At 44.3% G+C, this 21284-nt stretch carries 21 protein-coding genes and 1 pseudogene; 6 read left to right on the forward strand and 16 right to left on the reverse strand.

Going from position 1 to position 21284, the window contains the following annotated elements:
* Positions 1-573: uracil-DNA glycosylase family protein (locus QQK21_RS14290; protein ID WP_284192862.1), on the reverse strand; the 573-nt coding region annotated here is incomplete at its 3' end.
* Complete coding sequence (locus QQK21_RS14295; protein WP_284192863.1) at positions 573-1496, reverse strand: D-2-hydroxyacid dehydrogenase; 924 nt, start codon at positions 1494-1496, stop codon at positions 573-575. The genes QQK21_RS14290 and QQK21_RS14295, both read right to left, overlap by 1 nt.
* Before the next feature lie 70 nt (positions 1497-1566).
* On the opposite strand from QQK21_RS14295, the gene QQK21_RS14300 reads away from it, so the two are divergent.
* Positions 1567-2154, forward strand: a complete 588-nt coding sequence (locus QQK21_RS14300; protein WP_284192864.1) for a YjaG family protein — start codon at positions 1567-1569, stop codon at positions 2152-2154.
* Between the two features lie 60 nt (positions 2155-2214).
* Here QQK21_RS14300 and QQK21_RS14305 read toward each other — a convergent pair whose 3' ends face one another.
* On the reverse strand, positions 2215-3270 hold the full coding sequence (locus QQK21_RS14305) for a CNNM domain-containing protein (RefSeq protein ID WP_284192865.1): 1056 nt from the start codon (positions 3268-3270) through the stop codon (positions 2215-2217).
* Between the two features lie 395 nt (positions 3271-3665).
* Between QQK21_RS14305 and hupA the strand changes: the two genes are divergently transcribed.
* The gene (gene hupA / locus QQK21_RS14310; RefSeq protein WP_284192866.1) at positions 3666-3938 is read left to right on the forward strand and encodes a nucleoid-associated protein HU-alpha; all 273 of its coding nucleotides are present in this window, start codon (positions 3666-3668) and stop codon (positions 3936-3938) included.
* Between the two features lie 45 nt (positions 3939-3983).
* Positions 3984-4688, forward strand: coding sequence for a DUF1481 domain-containing protein (locus QQK21_RS14315; RefSeq protein WP_284192867.1), 705 nt, complete (start codon positions 3984-3986; stop codon positions 4686-4688).
* A 39-nt stretch (positions 4689-4727) separates the two neighbouring features.
* Here the strand turns inward: QQK21_RS14315 and purD are convergent, their stop codons facing one another.
* Together purD and purH are read right to left on the reverse strand one after the other, a co-directional pair.
* Positions 4728-6014: a phosphoribosylamine--glycine ligase gene (gene purD, locus QQK21_RS14320; RefSeq protein WP_284192868.1), complete on the reverse strand. Its 1287-nt coding sequence runs from the start codon at positions 6012-6014 to the stop codon at positions 4728-4730.
* Positions 6015-6121: 107 nt separating this feature from the next.
* The gene (purH, locus tag QQK21_RS14325; RefSeq protein WP_284192869.1) at positions 6122-7732 is read right to left on the reverse strand and encodes a bifunctional phosphoribosylaminoimidazolecarboxamide formyltransferase/IMP cyclohydrolase; all 1611 of its coding nucleotides are present in this window, start codon (positions 7730-7732) and stop codon (positions 6122-6124) included.
* Positions 7733-8026: 294 nt separating this feature from the next.
* Here purH and zntR point away from each other — a divergent pair, with 294 nt between their 5' ends.
* Positions 8027-8431, forward strand: a complete 405-nt coding sequence (gene zntR, locus QQK21_RS14330; protein ID WP_284192870.1) for a Zn(2+)-responsive transcriptional regulator — start codon at positions 8027-8029, stop codon at positions 8429-8431.
* Between the two features lie 310 nt (positions 8432-8741).
* Positions 8742-9047: a hypothetical protein gene (locus tag QQK21_RS14335; protein ID WP_284192871.1), complete on the forward strand. Its 306-nt coding sequence runs from the start codon at positions 8742-8744 to the stop codon at positions 9045-9047.
* Between the two features lie 226 nt (positions 9048-9273).
* Here the strand turns inward: QQK21_RS14335 and fis are convergent, their stop codons facing one another.
* The 11 genes from fis to QQK21_RS14390 form a co-directional block, all read right to left on the reverse strand.
* Positions 9274-9570, reverse strand: a complete 297-nt coding sequence (gene fis, locus QQK21_RS14340; RefSeq protein ID WP_000462885.1) for a DNA-binding transcriptional regulator Fis — start codon at positions 9568-9570, stop codon at positions 9274-9276.
* Between the two features lie 22 nt (positions 9571-9592).
* Entirely contained in the window at positions 9593-10561 is a 969-nt protein-coding gene (gene dusB, locus QQK21_RS14345) for a tRNA dihydrouridine synthase DusB (RefSeq protein WP_284192872.1), read from the reverse strand.
* Positions 10562-10702: 141 nt separating this feature from the next.
* The gene (gene prmA, locus QQK21_RS14350; RefSeq protein ID WP_284192873.1) at positions 10703-11590 is read right to left on the reverse strand and encodes a 50S ribosomal protein L11 methyltransferase; all 888 of its coding nucleotides are present in this window, start codon (positions 11588-11590) and stop codon (positions 10703-10705) included.
* 79 nt (positions 11591-11669) lie between these two features.
* On the reverse strand, positions 11670-13118 hold the full coding sequence (panF, locus tag QQK21_RS14355; protein ID WP_284192874.1) for a sodium/pantothenate symporter: 1449 nt from the start codon (positions 13116-13118) through the stop codon (positions 11670-11672).
* On the reverse strand, positions 13108-13389 hold the full coding sequence (locus QQK21_RS14360; protein WP_284192875.1) for a YhdT family protein: 282 nt from the start codon (positions 13387-13389) through the stop codon (positions 13108-13110). The genes panF and QQK21_RS14360 overlap by 11 nt, the downstream gene beginning before the upstream one ends.
* 156 nt (positions 13390-13545) lie before the next feature.
* The gene (gene accC, locus QQK21_RS14365; protein ID WP_284192876.1) at positions 13546-14889 is read right to left on the reverse strand and encodes an acetyl-CoA carboxylase biotin carboxylase subunit; all 1344 of its coding nucleotides are present in this window, start codon (positions 14887-14889) and stop codon (positions 13546-13548) included.
* A 15-nt stretch (positions 14890-14904) separates the two neighbouring features.
* The gene (accB, locus tag QQK21_RS14370) at positions 14905-15360 is read right to left on the reverse strand and encodes an acetyl-CoA carboxylase biotin carboxyl carrier protein (RefSeq protein ID WP_284192877.1); all 456 of its coding nucleotides are present in this window, start codon (positions 15358-15360) and stop codon (positions 14905-14907) included.
* A gap of 67 nt (positions 15361-15427) precedes the next feature.
* Positions 15428-15877, reverse strand: coding sequence for a type II 3-dehydroquinate dehydratase (aroQ, locus tag QQK21_RS14375; protein ID WP_284192878.1), 450 nt, complete (start codon positions 15875-15877; stop codon positions 15428-15430).
* 365 nt (positions 15878-16242) lie between these two features.
* Positions 16243-18192 (reverse strand): acetate--CoA ligase, encoded by a 1950-nt coding sequence (gene acs / locus QQK21_RS14380; protein ID WP_284192879.1) that lies wholly within the window; start codon positions 18190-18192, stop codon positions 16243-16245.
* 218 nt (positions 18193-18410) lie between these two features.
* Positions 18411-19064 (reverse strand): 3'-5' exonuclease, encoded by a 654-nt coding sequence (locus QQK21_RS14385; protein WP_284192880.1) that lies wholly within the window; start codon positions 19062-19064, stop codon positions 18411-18413.
* Between the two features lie 2 nt (positions 19065-19066).
* Positions 19067-20893, reverse strand: a complete 1827-nt coding sequence (locus QQK21_RS14390) for a DUF294 nucleotidyltransferase-like domain-containing protein (RefSeq protein WP_284192881.1) — start codon at positions 20891-20893, stop codon at positions 19067-19069.
* Between the two features lie 192 nt (positions 20894-21085).
* On the opposite strand from QQK21_RS14390, the pseudogene QQK21_RS14395 reads away from it, so the two are divergent.
* Positions 21086-21229: pseudogene (locus QQK21_RS14395) on the forward strand (3-phenylpropionate MFS transporter); the annotation flags it as partial.
* Positions 21230-21284 lie beyond the last annotated feature (55 nt).

Consider the following 21284-nt stretch of genomic DNA (forward strand, 5'->3'; position numbering starts at 1 on the left):
CAATTGCAAGGTTTGATGGACCTGTTGTCTGATGAAGGGAATTACCTCATCTTCAAACCAAGGATTGCTTTTCAACCAGCCGATATTTCGCGGAGAAGGGTGTGGTAATGGCAAATATTGAGGTGCCCATCGATGCCATATTCGGACAGTCTCTGTAAGTGTATTTGGCTTATTGTTTAAATAATAAGCTTGTGCATAATTGCCAATTAAGAGTGTCATACTGATATTGGGTAACTGCGCTAAGACGTGGCTATGCCATAAAGGGGCACATTCTTTTCGAGGGGGAAGGTCGCCACTTTTTCCTTTACCTGGATAACAGAGACCCATTGGCATAATGGCAATGTTATTTGCATTGTAGAAAGTCGGTTTATCAATGTCTAGCCAGAATCTCAGCTTATCGCCGCTCTGATCATTCCAAGGTGTACCAGTTTGGTGGACCTTGATCCCCGGAGCTTGTCCTATGATCAATAGTTTGGCATTTTTACTCGCTTGAATAATAGGTTTTGCTCCTAACGGCAAGTCTGGCTCACAGTGCTTGCATAGACGAACTTTATTGAGTAAATCTTCAAGCATTAATAACCTTTTGCCAAATCGATTTGATTGAGTAAAGTAAATCCATCTCTCCATCTTTGATAGTTTTGCGCAAAAATGTCGATAACCTTTTCAGGAAAGCTAACGGCGGCTATATGTGGTGTAATTGTTATCGCTGGGTGGCGCCACATAGGGTTAGACTCGTCTAAAGGTTCTTCGTCGAAAACATCAAGAAATGCGTGTTGAATAGATTGGTTTTCGAGTGCATCGAGTAGGCTTTTTGCACAGATTGCGTTTCCGCGTCCGACGTTAAATAATAATGCTGATGAGCATTGAGATAGGCTATTTTCACCCAGTATACGGTAGGTTTGTGGTGTGCTAGGTAGCGTATTGACGATGATATTGACTTGGCTCAAGACACTATTAAGCTCCTGGATATGGTAGGTTTCATCGAAAGGAGAGTTAATTGCGGGAATACCACTTCGATTGATTCCGATCACCTTAATACCAAACGCTTGGGCTACTTTTGCGAGATGGCTTGCAATGGAGCCCGTACCAAGAGTCAACATGGTTAGGCCTTCTAGAGAGTGGTAGTGTTTGGGCTGCCAGCGTGAATGGCATTGTGCCTCGCGATAGTGGGCAAAGTGGCGAAAGTACTCAATCAAGTAACCCATCACATACTCTGATATGGGTTGGCCAAATATGCCTCTTACGTTTGTCAGTATGAAATCATCTGTTGTTATGGATGTAAGCGCATCTACGCCAGCATATACAGACTGAACCCATTCAAGTGCTGGGAACTTTTCTATGTTTTTGGTCAATAGAGGTGGTGAGGCGAGAAGAATATTAGCATCACAAGGCTTATCTATTACTTCTAAGTCAGGTAAATTCATCTCGTCCAGTAATTTTTGGTAAGTATCATCATGTTCGGTAAGTAAATAAACATGGTTGGTAAATTTCTTCATCGGCTTGGCTTTTTTCCACTTTGGTTATCAAGTAAACTTCTGCAGTCCATTTCTGAATCAATGAGTCCTTATGCTACAGAACCCTCTCCAACTTCGTCTTGAGAAGTTAGAACCATGGAAACAGATTACCTTTATGGCCTGTCTGTGTGAACGTATGTATCCCAATTATGCGAAGTTTTGTGATACTACCGCCTTCTCTGAATCTCGAATTTATCGCGATATTCTTGATAGTGTTTGGGAGCAACTGACGGTTAAAAATGCCAAGGTCAATTTCGAACGCCAATTGGAGAAACTAGAAGAGATCATCCCCAGTTCGGAAGATTTCGAATTTTATGGTGTTTACCCAGCTATTGATGCATGTGTGGGTCTGTCAACCTTATTGCATGGTTTACTTGACCGAGATGATCTGTTCGACAGCATGCAAAAAATTAGTCAGTTGTCGGTACAAACGGTTGCTGATCTTGAACAGGCACAAACGGGCATTGAAGTAACGAATGAAAATCAAAAGGATAATCAATCGGTCAGCGAGGAATGGGATGTGCAATGGGCTATTTTTCGTCCGCTGAAAGATGCCCATGAAAGAGATATCGACTTAATTAAAGATTTACGACTTGAGCTTAGGGAAGAGGGCGTCAGTAATATCGGTCTATCTGTGTAATAACTCGATAGGGGCACCAAGCCCCATTTTCTTATCTTTGGCAACAGAGTGGGGAGCCTCTTAGTCTTCATCTCTGTTTTCAATAACACCATGTTTGGCCTTCCATTTTTCCCAACGTTCAAAAGCCAGTTGCTGCATATCAGGCGTTTTGTCTGCTTCGTCTATAATTTGTTCGCCAACTAGGTGCTCAAAAATATCTTCTAATGTTAGGATGCCTTGGATAGTGCCATATTCATCGACGATCATGGCTAGATGAAGCCTTCTCGCCATCATCTGCTCAAAAGCTTTGGGTAAAGGTAACGTGTTGAGTAAAACATAGATAGGTCTCATTACGGCGCCTAATTGTCGATTTCCTCCCCCAATTTGCTGGAGTTTATATATTTCTAAACGATGAACAAAACCTAAAATATTGTCTTTAGATTGACTGTATATGAGTGGTCTTGAAAAGGGGGTATCTCGATGCTGAGTAAGGAATTGGTCAATGGTCATCTCAGCGTCGACCCTGAACACAACGGGCCTAGGTGTCATTACTTGGGTTACGGGGACATTTTGGATACCAAGCAGGTTACTTAATATTTTTGTTTCACCTTTAGCAAACTCGCCGCTTTCTTTGGCTAGGATTGCCATCGCAGAGAGTTCATCTCGCATTTTGGGCTCTTGAGACCCACTTGATAAACGCTTGGTGATTTGTTGAGAGAACCAGACAAATGGCGTGAGAGCCCAGACCATCCAACGCAGTGTGATCGCCGTTAGAGGGGCTAACTGGCGCCAATAGGTTGCACCCAAGGTTTTGGGTACAATTTCAGACAGCACAAGGATACCTAAAGTTAAAATAGCGGAGAATACCCCTAGCCATTCACTACCAAAAACGACAGTCGCTTGCGCACCTGCACTCGCGGCGCCTATGGTATGCGCGATAGTATTGAGTGTCAGAATGGATGCCAACGGACGATCTATATCTGCTTTAAGCTTCGACCATTTATTGGCAGCAGGGTGTGCTTGCTGGCGAAGCTGAGCAATATAGCTAGGCGTAATGCTGAGCAGGACAGCTTCTAGCACTGAACAAATAAAAGATATGCCAATGGCAATTGAGATGTATATGGTGAGCAGTAACATAAATTTCCTATGCTAATATGGCTTTACGAGATGGCGTAAAGGATGTCGAACCCTTGTTTCACTATCGGTAATTTGACTTCACTTGGTAAGCAGAATTACCGGTCTTAATGTCTTCTTTGTCAGCCTTTGAGGGTGACTGTTATATGAACGTTGTGCTCTTGCTCAGCCCCCACCATATCACGCTTTATTGAAACTAATACCCTATAAGTAAGGTAGTTTAGGTCTGAAAACAAGCACCAGAAAATGAGATGAAGGTAACAAATTGTGAGTTATTACTCATATTATGGTTAAAAGTACGTCATTAAAACGAAAGATCGCTTACAAACCTTTGCCAGATAGGGCATTTATGTTTTAGAGTGAGCTGAATTTGATAACCTAATAAGAAGGGAAACCCAATGAACAAGACCCAATTAATCGACTTTATTGCAGAGAAAGCAGATCTATCTAAAGCTCAAGCGAAAGCTGCTCTTGAAGCAACTCTCGAAGGGGTGACAGAGGCACTTAAAGAGGGTGACCAAGTTCAACTAATTGGTTTTGGTACATTTAAAGTAAACCACCGTGCAGCACGTACTGGTCGTAACCCTAAGACTGGTGCTGAGATTCAAATCGCTGCAGCAAATGTTCCAGCATTTGTGGCAGGGAAAGCCCTGAAAGACGCTGTAAAATAACTTATAATGCGCCAAGGTTGTCTTTTGTCTTGGCGCATCATTGCAATGAAAAAATTTATACTCTCTTCTCTAATCACTTCTCTTATTCTTGGCTGCGCTAGTCGTTCGCCGCTGCCGAATCAGGAGCAATACTCATACTACACCGGTGGTCAAAGTGCTGGAGATGCGACTAGTTTGTACTGGTATACAGAAAAGACTGCTTCCCCAAATTCTGCGGCTGATTATGTGACTGCTGGCGATTACGGTTGGTATCACAGTGATTATCGCTGGTCTCAGGGAAAACTCAGAGAGATGATTCGAGAGGGTGAGCAAATTAAAGGTGATGGTCTAGTAGACTATCGCGTACATATTCGATTTAACAAAGAAGGCGAGGCGATTTATCAGCAGTTTCGACTTGATGGAAAAATCCTTCCGATTAAGCCCGATGAGCTAACACGATATGTTGATGATGCACAAAGAGTGGCGAGTGTAGCGAAAGCTCAAGATAAAAAAGGCTTTAAGCTGATCCAAGGTTATTGGGATGGGGCTCACTTTGAAACCTGCAAAGGGAAAAGCTACGATCATCTAGAGTTTAATCAAACATTACCTTCATTTGTTGTCAATCGTTTATCTGATGTAGAGAACTACGTCGCTTTTGTTGGAACGCGGAAAAAAAATCGAGTTGTGGTTGAAGAGTTGCTGTTGCTTTCAGGAGAAGAGCAAGCCTGTATAGAAAGGCCGAGCTTGCTAGAAGAAAAAGATCAGATATAAAAAAGGCGCTTTGTGCGCCTTTAAGATTGAAAGCATGAATTATGCGTTTTCACGCTCTATCGCTCTATAACCTATGTCACTGCGATAAAACATACCTTCCCAGCTAATTTCATCGACTAGCTCATATGCGAGCTTCTGAGCCTCAGATACGCTATGTCCTAATGCGACAGCGCAAAGAACGCGTCCCCCGTTAGTAACAATCTCTCCAGCATCATTTTGGCTAGTGCCTGCGTGAAAGACTTTTTGGTCTGTCGTCTGGCTAGTTGGTAGAGAAATGACATCACCTTTTGCGTATTCTAGTGGGTAGCCACCAGCGGCGAGCACGATACCAATTGATGCGCGAGGGTCCCACTTTGATTCTGCTTGATCAAGTCTGCCGTCTACGGCCATTAAACAGAGCTCAACCAGATCAGATTCCATTCTCATCATAATAGGTTGTGTTTCGGGATCACCGAAGCGACAATTGTACTCAATCACTTTTGGCGTTCCTGCATTATCTATCATTAAGCCTGCATATAGAAAGCCAGTGTATGGATGGCCTTCTGCTTCCATACCACGAACGGTAGGATATATGACCTCTTGAAGAATGCGTTCATGTATTTCTGGTGTGACCACTGGCGCTGGAGAGTATGCGCCCATACCTCCGGTGTTGGGCCCAGTATCTTTTTCCCCGACACGCTTATGATCTTGGCTCGTTGCCATTGGCAGAACGTTCTTCCCATCAACCATAACAATAAAACTGGCTTCTTCACCGTCGAGAAACTCTTCTATTACGACACGGCTGCCTGCCTCGCCGAAGGCATTTCCTGCTAGCATGTCTTCAATAGCATCTTCAGCTTCTTTTAGGGTCATGGCAACAATCACCCCCTTGCCAGCAGCAAGACCGTCAGCTTTTACAACAATAGGAGCACCTTGCTGTCGAACATAAGCAAGTGCTGGTTCAATCTCAGTGAAGTTTGCGTAGGCAGCGGTTGGGATGTTATGACGAGCGAGGAAATCTTTCGTAAAAGCTTTTGAGCCCTCTAGCTGTGCTGCGGCTTGTGTTGGACCGAAGATAGGCAGCTTTGCTTCTCTGAACGCATCAACCACACCGATGACCAAAGGTCCTTCGGGGCCGACAATGGTGAGATCGATTTGTTTATCTCGAGCAAAGGTGACTAATTCAGAAATGCTTTCAGCACCAATATTTACATTTTCCAGCTTTGGCTCTTGTGCTGTGCCTGCATTACCGGGTGCAACATACACGATTTCTACCTTTGGGTTTTGTGCTGCTTTCCAAGCGAGTGCATGCTCGCGACCACCAGAACCAATAATTAAAATTCGCATGTTCAAAAGTCCTTAATCTCAAAATGTCTTTTTTAAAGCCATTGATACTACGGCTACCTCGGAGCTGTCATTCGGAGTATTACCATAGTATCAAGCTTAACGAGAAACTAGTGGCGGAAGTGACGCATACCTGTGAAAATCATCGCCATGCCATGTTCATCTGCAGCGGCAATGACTTCATCATCACGCATCGAACCTCCTGGCTGAATGACACATTTAATCCCGGCTTCAGCGGCAGCGTCTATACCATCACGGAATGGGAAAAAAGCATCGGATGCCATGACACAGCCTTCGACTTGTAACCCTTCATCAGCCGCTTTAATACCCGCAATTTTCGCAGAGTAAACACGACTCATTTGTCCTGCACCGACGCCTATGGTCATATCGCCTTTTGAATAAACGATGGCATTGGATTTTACGTATTTGGCCACTTTCCAGCAAAAGAGTGCATCTTTTAGCTCTGCTTCTGTTGGTTGACGTTTCGAGACCACTTTAAGGTCGTTTAAGCTCACCATTCCTTGATCTCTGTCTTGAACAAGCAAGCCGCCATTGACACGTTTAATATCGAAACCCGTTGTTTTGCTTGACCATTGACCGCATTCGAGCAAACGAACGTTTTTCTTTGCCGCTACGATTTCAATCGCCTGAGCAGATACGGAAGGAGCAATGATCACTTCAACAAATTGGCGCTCAACGATAGCACGAGCCGTTTCGGCATCTAACTCTCGGTTAAAGGCGATGATGCCACCAAAGGCTGAGGTTGGATCGGTTGTATAAGCACTGTCATAAGCTTGCAAAATATCGTTGCCTAGTGCGACACCACATGGATTGGCGTGTTTCACTATTACACAGGCAGGCTCATCGAACTCTTTTACACATTCAAGAGCGGCATCGGTATCTGCGATATTATTGTATGACAAGGCTTTACCCTGGATCTGCCTAGCGGTGGAGACAGAGGTTTCTTCTGGATTCGCCTCAACATAGAAAGCGGCCTCTTGGTGGCTATTTTCGCCATAGCGCATATCTTGTTTTTTGATGAGTTGTTGATTGAAAGTACGCGGGAACTTTGATTCTTGGTCTGCTTGCTTCCCTTCTTCATCCAGTGACAAAATATTATGAGAAGGAACCATAGTACCAAAATAGTTAGCAATCATACCATCGTATGCTGCTGTGTGTTCAAATGCGGCAATCGCAAGATCAAAACGCGTATCAAGTGTGAGTGATTTGTTGTTAGCATCCATCTCTTGGATAACATGGTTGTAATCCTGAGCGTTTACCACAATAGTCACATCTTTGTGGTTTTTTGCTGCTGAACGTACCATGGTGGGTCCACCGATATCGATGTTTTCGACTGCGTCAGCTAGGGTACAACCGGGTTTCGCGACCGTCTCTGCAAATGGATATAGATTGACCACCACCATGTCGATAGGCTTGATGTCGTGTGTTTCCATGACGTCATCGTCTTGGCCTCTGCGACCTAGCACGCCACCATGAACTTTTGGATGAAGCGTTTTCACTCGGCCGTCCATCATTTCTGGAAAACCAGTGTAATCCGATACTTCAGTGACAGAGATACTATTTTCTGTCAATAGGCGAGCTGTACCACCGGTTGATAGCAGTTCAACACCACGGTTTGCAAGAGCTTGAGCAAACTCAACAATACCGGTTTTGTCTGATACGCTGATTAATGCGCGGCGAATGGGACGAGCGTTAGTCATGCTTCTATTTCCTCAAAATCACAGAGTTAATACGTTGGGTAAGATATTTGCCAAAAATGAACCTGCTCTTGAGCTTTTCATACAATACCAAGCATGCGCTGGGTATTAAGATAGAGGTCAGCTTTGGCAAAGACCTTGTCCTGATTGGAATTTGTACCATCTCCAAATTGAAGTGTGCGTATTCTAACTAATTTATTGTAAAAAAGCTCGCGCAATCGTTTGGCATGGGTGAAATTATTACAAAAACAACGTACTTTGATATGAAAATTAATCAAATAGGCAATAAGGGTCGTTATGTTCCAAATAGGAGAACTTGCAAAACGCTGCAGTGTTACGACAGATACACTGCGTTTTTACGAAAAGAACAATTTAATTAAGCCCATCGGGCGGAGTGAGTCAGGATACCGTTTATACAATGAAGAGAATCAGAGGCAGGTAGGGTTTATACTTAGAGCGAAAGATTTGGGTTTGAGTCTTGAAGAAATACGTGAGTTGCTTGAGATTAATTTGGAAGCAACGGAACACAGTTGTGCTGAAGTGAAAGCGATCACGAGCGCTAAACTGATACTGATTGATGAAAAAATTACTGAATTGACCCGCATTCGTACCGCGCTCAAGAAAATCAATGATGCGTGCTGTGGTCATGTCGACGACAACGCAAGTCATTGTTCAATTCTAAGTGCTTTAGCGAGCGAGTAATGCTTCCTTGATAACGTATTGATTTTTATGTAACTAATAAAAATTAATACGACGCTACTCTCATCTGACCTTTTCTTTGTCAAAACGTTCCTACACTTAAGGTAGCACCACCGAACTCAATGCTACTGCAATATGAACCGTCGCAGGACATTATACGAAGGAGGGAAGGATGAAATGGTTGTATTCAAGTTCATACGCCTGTGTGCTGCTAGTCTCTTCGATTCTTGTTGGTTGTACTGGTAACAACGGTCAATTGACGGTTGTGGTTGAGCATCCTGACCTTTGACTATGAGCTGACTGGGTTCCACTATTGTTGTTTGGTTTTGGAACCAGTACCCCTATCACTCCTGAACTCAGTCTCACCGTCGCCCATGTGGCTAAGCTCAATTATGATAAAGTCGTTGCTTATCATCCTCAATGTGATCTAGCGATAGTTGAGTCGACAAATACGCTCCGTCGTCAGCCTAAATTTGGTTTGGTCTATCCAAGTCAAAGCGTCGAGACATTTGGTATGAGCCCCAGTGGTAATGTTCTCAAGGGGGAGGGGTTTATAATCAAGATGGTGCTCTTGCTGGCATTATTGCTGCCAGAGCAAATCCAGCAAACATCCAATTAGTGAATGGCCAGTCTCATGGTCTAGATAGGATCAGCATTTTTGTCGCTTTAAACTTTGCGCGAGGTTGGTTAAGAGTGAGATGGAAAAATACTACGGTGATGACTATGTTGCGATGAAATGGCAGGAGCCGTCGGATACGCTTTTAGTCAAAGGGAATTGAACCCATTGAGTAAAAAGCCGCGATAAAATCGCGGCTTTATGTATTTATAATAATGCGATGAACGGATTAGTTCATGCCATATTTTTTTAGTTTCTTACGAAGAGTGCCGCGGTTGATACCCATCATAGTTGCCGCACGAGTTTGGTTACCACGAGTGTATTGCATGATGGTGTCTAATAGTGGTTGTTCAACTTCGGCTAGAACTAATTCGTATAGCTCTGTGACTTCTTGGCCGTTGAGTTGTGCCAAGTAGTTTTTAAGAGATGCTTTAACAGAGTCGCGTAAAGGCTTCTGAGTAATCTGGTCTTGTGATGTTACTGTAGTTACTGTTAAGGCTTCTGAAGTCAGATTTTGTTCGAACATATTCGGTCTAGCTCTTCTCTATTTATGATGCAACGTTATCAAAATAACCTTCTAATGCCTCAAGCTGCAGCTCTGCTGCATCAATAGCATTGAAGGTACGGCGAAACTCACTTACCTGTTCATGCTCTTTTAGGTACCAACCTACGTGCTTTCGCGCGATACGTGGACCCAAATACTCGCCATAAAATGTATGAAGAGCATTAACATGACCAAGCAGGATGTCTTTAACTTCCGAAATTGGAAGCTCAGTCATCGAGGTGCCGTTTTCCAAAAAGTGTTGGATTTCCTGAAAAATCCATGGTCGCCCTTGGGCGGGACGGCCAATCATTAAAGCGTCTGCACCTGTATACTCAAGCACATACTTTGCTTTCTCTGGGCTATCGATATCACCGTTAGCGATAACCGGAATTGAGATTGCTTGTTTAACCGCTTTAATGCTTTGATATTCGGCCTCTCCTTTGTACATACACGCTTTTGTGCGCCCATGGAGTGCAAGAGCTTGTATGCCGCAGTCTTCGGCTAACTTAGCGATTTGGACACAGTTTTTGTTGTCTGGGTCCCAGCCAGTGCGAGTTTTTAGTGTCACAGGGACATCCACTGCATCAACGACCGCTTTGAGAATATCTTCAATGATATCTGGGTAGCGAAGCAGTGCAGAACCCGCCAGCTTTTTATTCACCTTTTTAGCAGGGCAGCCCATGTTGATATCGATGATTTGAGCACCATTTTCAACACTAAACTGTGCAGCGTCAGCCATCAGTTGAGGATCTGCTCCTGCAATCTGTACAGAGCGAATGCCCGATTCGCCTTGATGTACCATGCGCTGTTTTGATTTAGACGTTTTCCATAGCTTAGGATTTGATGACATCATTTCACTGACGGCCATTCCCGCACCATAACGGAGACATAACTCGCGAAAGGGTCTATCAGTGACACCCGCCATGGGCGCAAGGATAAGATTATTCTTGAGTTGATGAGTTCCGATTTTCAAAACACTAAATCACACTTCTATACCAGCAAGGGCGCGCATTTTACGCATTTTTTCACGCCGTGAAAAGACTAATATTTGAGCATTTACAAATTGTTTTTACAAAACGCCTAAAAATCAGTCAATTAACGATAAAAGTCTTCTTTAAGCCAACTTGCGGCCAGAAATTCTGCACCACTCATTTTGCTCTTTTATGGGGTCAATATCGAACACATCGTGATAGTAGGTGGCGACATCTTGAGCTTGAGTGTCGAGAACTCCAGACATTGCAAGCTCTCCATTTGGCTTGACGAGAGAAGAAATCACGCTTGAAAGTTCACGCAGTGGTCCGGCTAAAATATTGGCGACAACGACATCGGCCACTAAGCCTTCTGGTTGTTCTTGTGGGAGAAAAACGTCAAGTTGGTCGGCTACACCATTGCGCTCAGCATTATCTTTTGACGCGATAAGAGCTTGTGGATCGATATCAATTCCAATGACTCTTTGTGCGCCGAGCTTAATGGCTGCGATGGCTAAAATGCCTGAACCACAACCGAAATCAATCACGGTTTTGCCAGATAAATCTAGGCTTTCTAGCCATTCTAGGCATAGCGCTGTGGTCGGGTGAGTACCGGTTCCAAACGCAAGCCCAGGGTCGAGCATGACATTGACAGCATCAGGTTCGGGGAGTTCTCGCCAGCTTGGACAAATCCATAGACGCTGACCAAACTTCATGGGATGGAAATTGTCCATCCATTCGCGTTCCCAGTCTTTGTCTTCAAGCTGTTCGATTTTGTGAGCAAAATCTTGCGCTAAAAGCCCGCTTAATTTGATCTGCTCAATAATAGACTTGGTGTCTGCGTTGGCGTCGTATAAAGCTAATATATCAGTGTCACCCCAAAGGCGAGTTTCACCGGGAAGAGGCTCAAATACAGGCGTGTCTTGTGCGTCTAAGAAAGTGACAGAGAGAGCCCCAGTTTCTTCCATCAGCATGTCGCCAATTTGTTCTGCATTCTCGTTGGTCGCGTTCAGTTTAATTTGAATCCAAGGCATAATCAGTCCAATATTCGATTCGCTGTGTTTTTAGGGAGTGGAGTCTATCACGATCTTGTTTTGTACAAAAAGCTCTCATTTAACGGGAGGCTTCTGTATTTGGACGAGCGATGCTAGCCAGCACAAATGTGATAAACCCTACGATTAATGTTGGTACGATAGTGTGAACGCCAAGCAGATTTGGTTTGATGATTGAAAGGCTAACATAGCAAATTAAACCACTTAGCATGGACCACAGAGCGCCTGCTGCTGACGCTTTTTTCCAGTAGAGACCAAGGACCAAAGGCCAGAGAAAAACTGCTTGCATGCCACCAAATGCGAGTAGGTTTAGCCAAATGATCATTTCGGGTGGATTGGTTGCAGCCACAAATACCAGAGCAGAGAAAATACCCGTTATCCAAAATGATAGCCTTGATAGCTTTCTCGGTGCATGTGAGTCATCAATCACTTTGGGATTGACGTAGTTTAGGTATAGGTCTTTGAGTAAAGTGGCAGAGGCCTGAATAAGTTGTGAGTCAATGGTTGACATGATCGCCGCCATTGGACCTGCTAAAAATATGCCTGCGATTGCTGGAGGCAAAACAGTGACCATCAAGGTTGGCATAATTTGATCTGGGCTCGCAATATCCGGCACTATCGCCCGACCTAACGCGCCAGATAGATGCATACCAAGCATTAAAAATGCCACCATAGCGGTGCTGATGATCATGCCACGATGTAAGGATTGACTTGATTTGTATGACATGCAGCGAACCGCAGCATGTGGCAAGCCAATCACACCAAAGCAGACCAATATCCAGAAACTCAGCATAAAAGGCTGGGAGAGGAAATGGTCGGGTCCGTAGGGACTGAGAAGGCTTGGATCTATTTGGTGTAAGCCACTCACTAGGTTACTAAGCCCTCCACCGGCATGAATGACGCCGATCAGAAGTGCGATAGTGCCTATGATCATCATGACACCTTGCACAGCATCGGTCATGACCACCGCACGAAAGCCACCTATCGTTGTGTATATTCCCACAGTGATGGCAAAGATAGTTAACCCTTGAAGATAACTTAGCCCTGTGACCGTTTGAAGTAAGCGAGCAGCGCCAACAAATTGCACAACCATGATGGCGAAAAAGGCCAGCAGTAGGGTCAATGAAGCTAATACCACCACGGCACGACTTTGGTATCGAGCATACAAGATATCATTTAGGGTGAGAGCATTGTGTTTTCGCGCTTCGATAGCAAATTTTTTGCCCAAGACGCCCAGTGTCAGCCAAGCGGCAGGAAGTTGGATCATTGCCAGTAACACCCAGCCAAGCCCCATTTTATAGGCAGCTCCCGGCCCCCCAATGAATGAACTGGCACTCGCATATGTGGCAGCAAGTGTCATGGCGAGCACAAAGCCGCCCATGCTGCGGTTACCAAGAAAGTAATCACTGAGAAAGTCTTGTTTGTTGTTGCGTGGAGATTGACTATAAAAAGCGAAGGCAAAAACAATCACCAAATAAATAACGAGTGGAATGATCAGCTCACTGTTCATGATTTTCCTCGTCTATATCGAAAGACATATCTTGGTAGAGGTATTTGATCATCAGTGCGCACAGCAAAGTAAACACGACAGGTCCAATGACACAGGCAAATAAAAACCACAAGGGGAATCCAAAATAGAGCTCAGGCAGTGTCTCTTTTGGCGGGTCTGGGAAAATGAGATAAGCGGAGACATACCACCAAACAAAATACGCTAGGGCAAGGCATACAGCCCATTTCGCCTCTTTATTGGCTTGTTGATAGCGCTCAGATAATGTTTTCATCAAGAGAGTCCGATTGGGTTAACAATGTTAGCTAAGAGATAGAATGCAGCATGTAAAGAAGAGGTTATTGTGACAAAACTGCCTGAGGAGTTCCACAAAGGAAAGGGAAATAAAATAGGCAGCCACGGCTGCCTATTGGAGAATCAAAACTTGAATTTACTGTAGGCCGAGTTTTTTCTCAAGATAATGAATGTTTGCACCGCCGTGTTGGAAGTTTTCATCATTCATAATGCTTTCTTGCAGAGAAACATTGGTCTTTATGCCTTCAACAATCATCTCACCGAGTGCATTTTTCATCCGAGCAATAGCGACATCACGGTTTTCACCGAAAGTGATGAGCTTACCAATCATGGAATCATAGTGAGGTGGTACTGTATAACCGGCGTATATGTGAGACTCCCAACGCACACCCATGCCACCCGGTGAATGGAAGCGTTCGATCTTGCCTGGAGAGGGAAGGAAACGTTCAGGGTCTTCGGCGTTAATTCGGCACTCAATCGCATGGCCACGAATTTTGATGTCGTCTTGAGTAAACGACAACGGCTGGCCTGCAGCTACACGCAGTTGCTCTTTGATAAGATCAACACCAGTGACCATTTCAGTAACAGGATGTTCTACTTGAATACGGGTGTTCATCTCAATGAAGTAGAACTCACCATTTTCATACAAGAACTCAAATGTACCTGCACCGCGATAGCCAATCTCAAGACAAGCGCGAGTACAACGTTCACCAATGTATTTACGCATTTCAGCCGTAATACCAGGCGCAGGTGCTTCTTCGACCACTTTCTGGTGACGACGCTGCATAGAACAATCACGCTCACCGAGGTGAATAGCACCACCTTGACCGTCAGCGATCACTTGAACTTCAACGTGACGTGGATTTTCAAGGAACTTTTCCATGTAAACCATATCATTGTTAAAGGCCGCTTTGGCTTCTGCACGAGTCATCGCAATCGCTTCAATTAGTTCACCTTCTGAGCGAACCACACGCATACCGCGACCACCACCACCACCAGAGGCTTTGATGATCACTGGGTAACCAATGCGCTTTGCGTGCGCTCTGTTGGCTGACTCATCGTTATTGAGTGGCCCATCTGAGCCAGGTACGCATGGTACCCCCGCTTTTTTCATTGCATTGATAGCTGAGACTTTGTCGCCCATAATGCGAATGGTTTCCGCTTTAGGACCGACAAAAATGAAGCCACTGCGCTCGACTTGCTCTGCAAAATCGGCATTTTCAGAAAGGAAGCCGTAGCCAGGGTGAATGGCTACGGCACCCGTAACTTCAGCTGCTGAAATAATACGCGGAATATTCAGATAGCTGTCGATACCGCGGGCAGGACCAATACAAACAGCCTCATCGGCAAGAAGTACATGTTTCAAATCACGATCGGCGGTTGAATGCACAGCAACGGTCTTGATGCCTAGCTCTTTACATGCGCGAAGTATACGAAGGGCAATTTCACCTCGGTTCGCGATGACTAATTTATCTAACATAAGAGATGACCTCTATTATTCGATAACAACAAGTGGTTGGTCGAACTCAACTGGCTGGCCGTCGTCAACCAAAATAGCCGTCACGACACCAGACTTATCGGCTTCGATTTGGTTCATCATCTTCATTGCTTCAACAATACATAGTGTTTCACCTGCTGCGACAGATTGACCTACTTCAATGAATGACTTGGCGTCAGGACTTGGCGCACGGTAGAAGGTTCCTACCATTGGAGAAAGGACGCGATGTCCTGAAGGTACCGAGCTTTCTGCTGCTGGAGCGGCTGCCGGAGCTGGCGCAGCAACGGGTGCGGCTGGTGCAGCCATAGGCGCAGCGTATTGTACAGGAGCAGGGGCAATACCCGTGTTGTTACGACTGATGCGCACCGACTCTTCACCCTCAGAGATTTCTAGCTCAGCAATGCCAGACTCTTCAACTAACTCGATAAGCTTTTTGATTTTACGGATATCCATCTTTTTCTTTCTCTTTTATCTTGTGAATAAGACAGCCCACATAGAGCTGCAGAGTGTTCATGTATAGTTAATTGGCTTGTAGCGCTTGTATTGCGGCAGACAAAGCAAATTCATAACCTTGTGCACCTAAGCCACAAATCACCCCTTGTGCCTTATCTGACAGATAAGAATGATGGCGAAAGGGCTCTCTGGCGTGCACATTGGACAAATGTACTTCAATATATGGGATCGAAACTCCAAGCAGAGCGTCTCTTAGTGCCACACTGGTATGTGTCAATGCAGCTGGATTGATTATAATAAAATCAATTTTGTCCACAGACTCATGGATTTTTTCGATCAGCTCATATTCGCGGTTTGACTGTAGGTGGTCTAGTTCAACACCAGCTGCTTGAGCTTGCTTGACTAATGTGTCGACAATCTGTGATAGGGTTTGAGAGCCGTAGTGAGCTGGCTCGCGCAGGCCTAACAGGTTTAAATTTGGACCATTTAAGACAAGAATGCGTAATTTAGCGGTCATTGTGCTGCTATCTTCCTACTTCATAAGACGAACTGGAATTTTCCCATAATATTGTCGATTCAGCATGAATATTTTGTAAAAATTTATGCTGAGTCTTCAAAATAGACACAGATTATAGCTAATTCATTACATTTAGCAGCAAATTACTGGTCTAATCTCCTAATTGTCAAATAGCAAACTGTTACCAAGATAACAAATTTGAGGCGTTTGATTGGGATTTTGATGTAATAAATAGCTTCAGATGAATAAAAAGCCGTCACATATGTGACGGCCTTAGCTTATTTAAATGTATTTTGATACAAAAAAAACAGCTCTGTCGGTAAAGCCTCGCAAACTGGTACTCTACCGATATATAACGACCAAATTTATGAAAGTGTCGCTTTTTCGGCAATTAATCTATCAACAACGCTCGGATCTGCCAGTGTTGAGGTATCACCTAAGTTGCTGGTATCACCAGTGGCAATTTTACGGAGAATGCGGCGCATAATTTTACCAGAGCGAGTTTTAGGTAAAGAGTCGGTCCAATGCAATACATCTGGAGTGGCTATCGGCCCTATTTCTTTACGAACCCAATCTTTCACTTCTTTATGCAGCTCTGCACTTGGGAATTCGCCATCGTTGAGTGTAATGTAAGCATAGATGGCTTGACCTTTGATGTCGTGTGGAATACCGACAATAGCCGCTTCAGCAATCTTATCAAATGCAACTAAGGCTGACTCAATTTCCGCTGTCCCCATTCGGTGGCCCGAAACGTTAAGGACATCATCGACACGACCGGTAATCCAGTAGTAACCATCTTCGTCACGTCTTGCACCGTCACCGGTAAAATACATGCCTTTAAAAGTCGAAAAGTAGGTTTGCTCGAAACGTTCGTGATCGCCGTAAACGGTACGCATTTGGCCAGGCCATGAATCAAGAATAACAAGGTTTCCTTCCGCAGCACCTTCTACAATATTCCCCATATTGTCGACTAGAGCAGGCTGAACACCGAAAAATGGTCGAGTAGCTGAACCCGGTTTTAGAGCTGTGGCACCGGGTAAAGGCGTAATCAAAATGCCGCCAGTTTCGGTTTGCCACCAAGTATCTACAATAGGGGATTGACTATTGCCAATGGTTCGGTAGTACCACTCCCATGCTTCTGGGTTAATAGGTTCACCGACCGAGCCCATAATGCGTAGGCTGCTACGTGAAGTTTCTTTTATCGCCTCATCACCTTTTGCCATTAAGGCGCGAATAGCGGTAGGGGCGGTATAGAGAATGTTTACCTTATGCTTATCAACAACTTGACTCATGCGGTTGGTGTCTGGGTAATTAGGTACACCTTCGAACAGTATCGTTTTAGCACCATTGGCAAGCGGTCCATAGATGAGATAACTGTGACCCGTTATCCAGCCCACATCAGCGGTACACCAGAAAGTTTCCCCAGGTTGGTAATCAAATACGTATTTGAACGTCATGGCGGCATACACTAAATAGCCGCCAGTCGTGTGAAGTACACCTTTAGGTTTGCCTGTTGAGCCTGAGGTATAAAGAATAAATAACGGGTCTTCCGCGCTCATTTCTTCCGCAGGACAATGATCAGAAACCGACGCTGTAGCCTCGTGCCACCAGACGTCACGTTCAGGATGCCAATCTACGTCACCACCTGTTCTATTGAGTACAAATACTTTTTGTATTGTTTTGACATTGGGGTTTTCTAATGCTTGATCGACATTTTTCTTCAGTGGTACCGCTCTGCCACCACGAATGCCCTCATCCGCTGTCACCACCACTTTAGCATCTGAATCAATAATTCGACCGGACAATGCTTCTGGTGAAAAACCACCGAAAACCACGGTATGAACCGCGCCTATACGAGTACAAGCGAGCATAGCAACAGCCGCTTCTGGCACCATTGGCATATAAAGGCAAACCACATCGCCTTTACCTACTCCGTGCGCTTTTAGCGCATTTGAAAAAAGGCACACTTGCTGGTGGAGTTGTTTGAATGTCAGCGTTTTATCTTCAGCAGGATTATCCCCTTCCCAGATGATGGCGACGTCGTCACCTCGTTGGGCTAAATGGCGGTCAATACAGTTCGCTGAAACGTTGAGCGTGCCGTCTTCGAACCATCGAATATCCACATGGCCTGTATCAAATGACGTGCTTTTTACTTTAGTGAATGGTTTTATCCAATCGACGATCTTACCTTGCTCTTCCCAGAAAGATTCGGGGTTGGTGAGTGATTTCTGATACATAGCGAGGTAGGTTTCATTATCCGCGTGGGTGGTATTTTTGATATTCTCTTTTACCGGATAAATGTGGGCTTCACTCATTGTTGTTCTCCTTGTGCTCACTTCATTTAGAACTGAGCAAATGTCCATTTAAAATACGTTCTAGTCATTGAAAATCACTATACCTATCACTTTCTAGTACTTGGGCCAATTCGACAATTAGACTTTAGGATGAGAAATTAGACATTAGAGCTTATGGTTCTTTGAGTTTTATCTGCATTGCCAATATGGATGTATAAATTATAGTCAGTGATGTTGATTTATAGGGTGTGAGGCGAGTTTGGCTTTCGACGTGGTGAGTCCAAACTCGGCAGGCTACCGTTCTTTAACCGCACAAATACTAATGCCGCCGAAATCGCATCTTGCAGCGCATCGTGTTTATTGCAGATGGGTAAACCGAGATGGTGGCAAATGGCCTCTAAGCTGAGATCAAAATACGCATTGGGTAAGTGTTTTACCAACATATCATAGTAAACTTGGCTTACTTCAATAATTGGATTGGGCAAGGGAAAACCAAGATGGCGTTTGCAGGCGATGTCGAGAATCTTTTTATCATAGCGGACGTGATAGCCCACTAGCGATTGATTACCAATAAATTCAATTAATTGTATGATAGCTTCTTTTTCATCAAGGCCGTATTTGAGGTCTTGGTGACGTATTTGATGAACCCTTATTGACTTTTCGCTCAAGGATTTGGGGGCTTTGAGCTTCACATGAAAGGGTTGGCTGGTGATGATTTTATTGCCAATGATTTTTGTTGCAGCAATGGTGACAAGCTCGGCCGTATTGGGGTTTAACCCAGTCGTTTCACAGTCGATAGCGACATACCCTTTCTCTTGATGTCGGGTGAATAGCGATCTATAAGGAGAATGCTTGAGCTTTACATACCAATAATAACGTTGTAGCCAATTCATCTTCAGTCTCTAATTTGATAATGAAAGCTGAGAAACTGTTTGAACTTTTTAACCACGTGGAGACTATGACGCAGTAGGTCTCGCTCGGCTCTATCTAAGTCATCAAGCACGATATTGTTGTGGGTATGCTGTTTGTCGAGTTGCTGGCGCAAACGCAGCTTAAACATCAATTTTAAAGCCTCGGTAAGATTTTCTGCGCTATCAGGTTCAAGAATCTTTTTATCGAGCAGCTGTTCAATGCGTTTAAACGTGTTGTTAGCGCCTAATCCATATTCGAGTGTGAGCGCTCGGATGCCATGGACGACAGGAAAAATGCCACCCGCTTTGATATCAATGCCTCGCTTGTCATATTTTACGTTTCCCAGCAAGGTTAAAGGGAGGGAAAATTGTACCGCAGGTCGAGTAAAGTCCATCAGTGCCAGCATATTATTTTGCATGATTTGCTTGAGGTGTTGACGGATAGGCGTGAGAAGCTGTTGGTTTCCAGCAACGGCTTGAGCATCGGTGAAAATAGCCAGGTTCATAATATCCTCTCCTGACGGCGCTTTTGCCCATCTGCTGAGGGTATCTCGCCATGAGGTTTGGTTTTTTACCCACGCAGGATTGTTGACCATAACTTTGCCAGGACACAGCGGATAACCAAGTTGGTTGAGTGTATGAGTGAGAGAGTCCATAACTTGGCCTGATTCTGGCCAATTGAGTTCGTCTTGGAGAATAAGTGCGTTGTCTTGATCTGTCTTCAATATCTGTTCGCCACGCCCTTCTGAGCCTAGGACAATCAAACAACATTTATTGTGCATCACAGGAGGTACAATTAATTCGAACGCTTTCTCAATAATTTGTTCGTTAACAGCAGACATCAATTCCATAATAAAACGAATATGGATGCCATTTGAGAACAACCCATCGACCAAGTGCCTCTGACGCATTGAAGTGGCTGCCAGTTCATCAATGGTCGATGCGCGAGCAATGCTCAAGGTCAACACGTGGGAATGGGTTGAAAAGGCACTAAGAATTTGCGTCATATCGAGCATACCCACGGCTTCTTTTCCATCTGTCACCATGACACGTTTATAACGATGTCGGGTCATTTTTATCAGGGCATTAAACAAAAACTCACCTTGGCCGACATGAAGAACAGGGTAGCTGGCAATGGTGCCAATAGGAGTATCACTGGATCGTTTGTCTAAGATCACCGCATGGAGCATGTTGGTTCTGGTGATGATCGCAAATGGCAGTGGCTGAGTATCTGTGTTAAGTCGAGAGTCATTATTATTGAGTCGCACTAAAGCAGCGTCACATCCTGATTCTTTCAGGCGTATGGTTGCCTCGTGGAGTGAAACGTCTGGGGCGAATATCAAAGGTGGGTGACAAAGATTTGAGTCCACTTTAGTAAGGATGAACTCGGCTAAGCTTTGTTGTTTTTGAGCGGCGTCCAATAGTTCTTGGCGCCTGGCCAAACTCTTGTCGAAATAGGCTGCAAACTGACCATTTTGGTTATACAAGTCAATAAATACCGAACGAGGTACAAGGTGGACTAAGGTATCCTCCAATGCTACGTAGTCATGGCGAACGGCGTCATCAAGCAATGCACGAACATCAAATAGGTCGTCATTGGTGTAGTGAGCAAAAATTTCATTACCACAACGGCTTCTTTCTTCAACGATGCCCTTGATAATAATATGCAGATGTTGGCTTTTATCACCGGCTTTAAGTAGATATTGGTTGTCACGGAAGTAGGCAATATCCATGTTGCCAAGCAAGGTATTTTTCTGCTCTGTGTCAAGGCAATCAAATGGTGGCAGGCTGAAGTTAAATTTATCTGGCATTTCAAACCTCAAAGCAGAAAATGATACATGCGCAAAGTTTGACAAATCTGTGGCTTGTCGCTAGACGACTTTGGTCGAATATTGCGCCTTAGTGTTTGTATATAAAAATATAGATGAGGAATTATTTCCTTTAATTGTGTCAGTAAATAAGGATAATGTCGCATCAGATTTCATATGCTTTTTGAGGCGGTTATGTCAGCCACTTCACCCTTTAATTGGGTATCCCAGTATTTTGTTGGATTCTTTTTTGCCTATGGTGTGTATTTGCCTTTTTGGGCATTGTGGTTTGAAGACCAAGGTGTTTCCTCAACTGATATTGGTTTATTAGTTGGGGTATTGCGCCCAATTCACCGATAAGTTCCACCTAATCCTATTTCATCAATATTTTCAT

Source organism: Vibrio zhanjiangensis, assembly GCF_030161235.1.
Classification (GTDB): domain Bacteria; phylum Pseudomonadota; class Gammaproteobacteria; order Enterobacterales; family Vibrionaceae; genus Vibrio; species Vibrio zhanjiangensis.

Coding starts and splice junctions, on each gene's coding strand:
- QQK21_RS14295 (WP_284192863.1), bottom strand. CDS start 1,496: ATGAAGAAATTTACCAACCATGTTTATTTACTTACCGAACATGATGAT.
- QQK21_RS14300 (WP_284192864.1), top strand. CDS start 1,567: ATGCTACAGAACCCTCTCCAACTTCGTCTTGAGAAGTTAGAACCATGG.
- QQK21_RS14305 (WP_284192865.1), bottom strand. CDS start 3,270: ATGTTACTGCTCACCATATACATCTCAATTGCCATTGGCATATCTTTT.
- hupA (WP_284192866.1), top strand. CDS start 3,666: ATGAACAAGACCCAATTAATCGACTTTATTGCAGAGAAAGCAGATCTA.
- QQK21_RS14315 (WP_284192867.1), top strand. CDS start 3,984: ATGAAAAAATTTATACTCTCTTCTCTAATCACTTCTCTTATTCTTGGC.
- purD (WP_284192868.1), bottom strand. CDS start 6,014: ATGCGAATTTTAATTATTGGTTCTGGTGGTCGCGAGCATGCACTCGCT.
- purH (WP_284192869.1), bottom strand. CDS start 7,732: ATGACTAACGCTCGTCCCATTCGCCGCGCATTAATCAGCGTATCAGAC.
- zntR (WP_284192870.1), top strand. CDS start 8,027: ATGTTCCAAATAGGAGAACTTGCAAAACGCTGCAGTGTTACGACAGAT.
- fis (WP_000462885.1), bottom strand. CDS start 9,570: ATGTTCGAACAAAATCTGACTTCAGAAGCCTTAACAGTAACTACAGTA.
- prmA (WP_284192873.1), bottom strand. CDS start 11,590: ATGCCTTGGATTCAAATTAAACTGAACGCGACCAACGAGAATGCAGAA.
- panF (WP_284192874.1), bottom strand. CDS start 13,118: ATGAACAGTGAGCTGATCATTCCACTCGTTATTTATTTGGTGATTGTT.
- QQK21_RS14360 (WP_284192875.1), bottom strand. CDS start 13,389: ATGAAAACATTATCTGAGCGCTATCAACAAGCCAATAAAGAGGCGAAA.
- accC (WP_284192876.1), bottom strand. CDS start 14,889: ATGTTAGATAAATTAGTCATCGCGAACCGAGGTGAAATTGCCCTTCGT.
- accB (WP_284192877.1), bottom strand. CDS start 15,360: ATGGATATCCGTAAAATCAAAAAGCTTATCGAGTTAGTTGAAGAGTCT.
- aroQ (WP_284192878.1), bottom strand. CDS start 15,877: ATGACCGCTAAATTACGCATTCTTGTCTTAAATGGTCCAAATTTAAAC.
- acs (WP_284192879.1), bottom strand. CDS start 18,192: ATGAGTGAAGCCCACATTTATCCGGTAAAAGAGAATATCAAAAATACC.
- QQK21_RS14385 (WP_284192880.1), bottom strand. CDS start 19,064: ATGAATTGGCTACAACGTTATTATTGGTATGTAAAGCTCAAGCATTCT.
- QQK21_RS14390 (WP_284192881.1), bottom strand. CDS start 20,893: ATGCCAGATAAATTTAACTTCAGCCTGCCACCATTTGATTGCCTTGAC.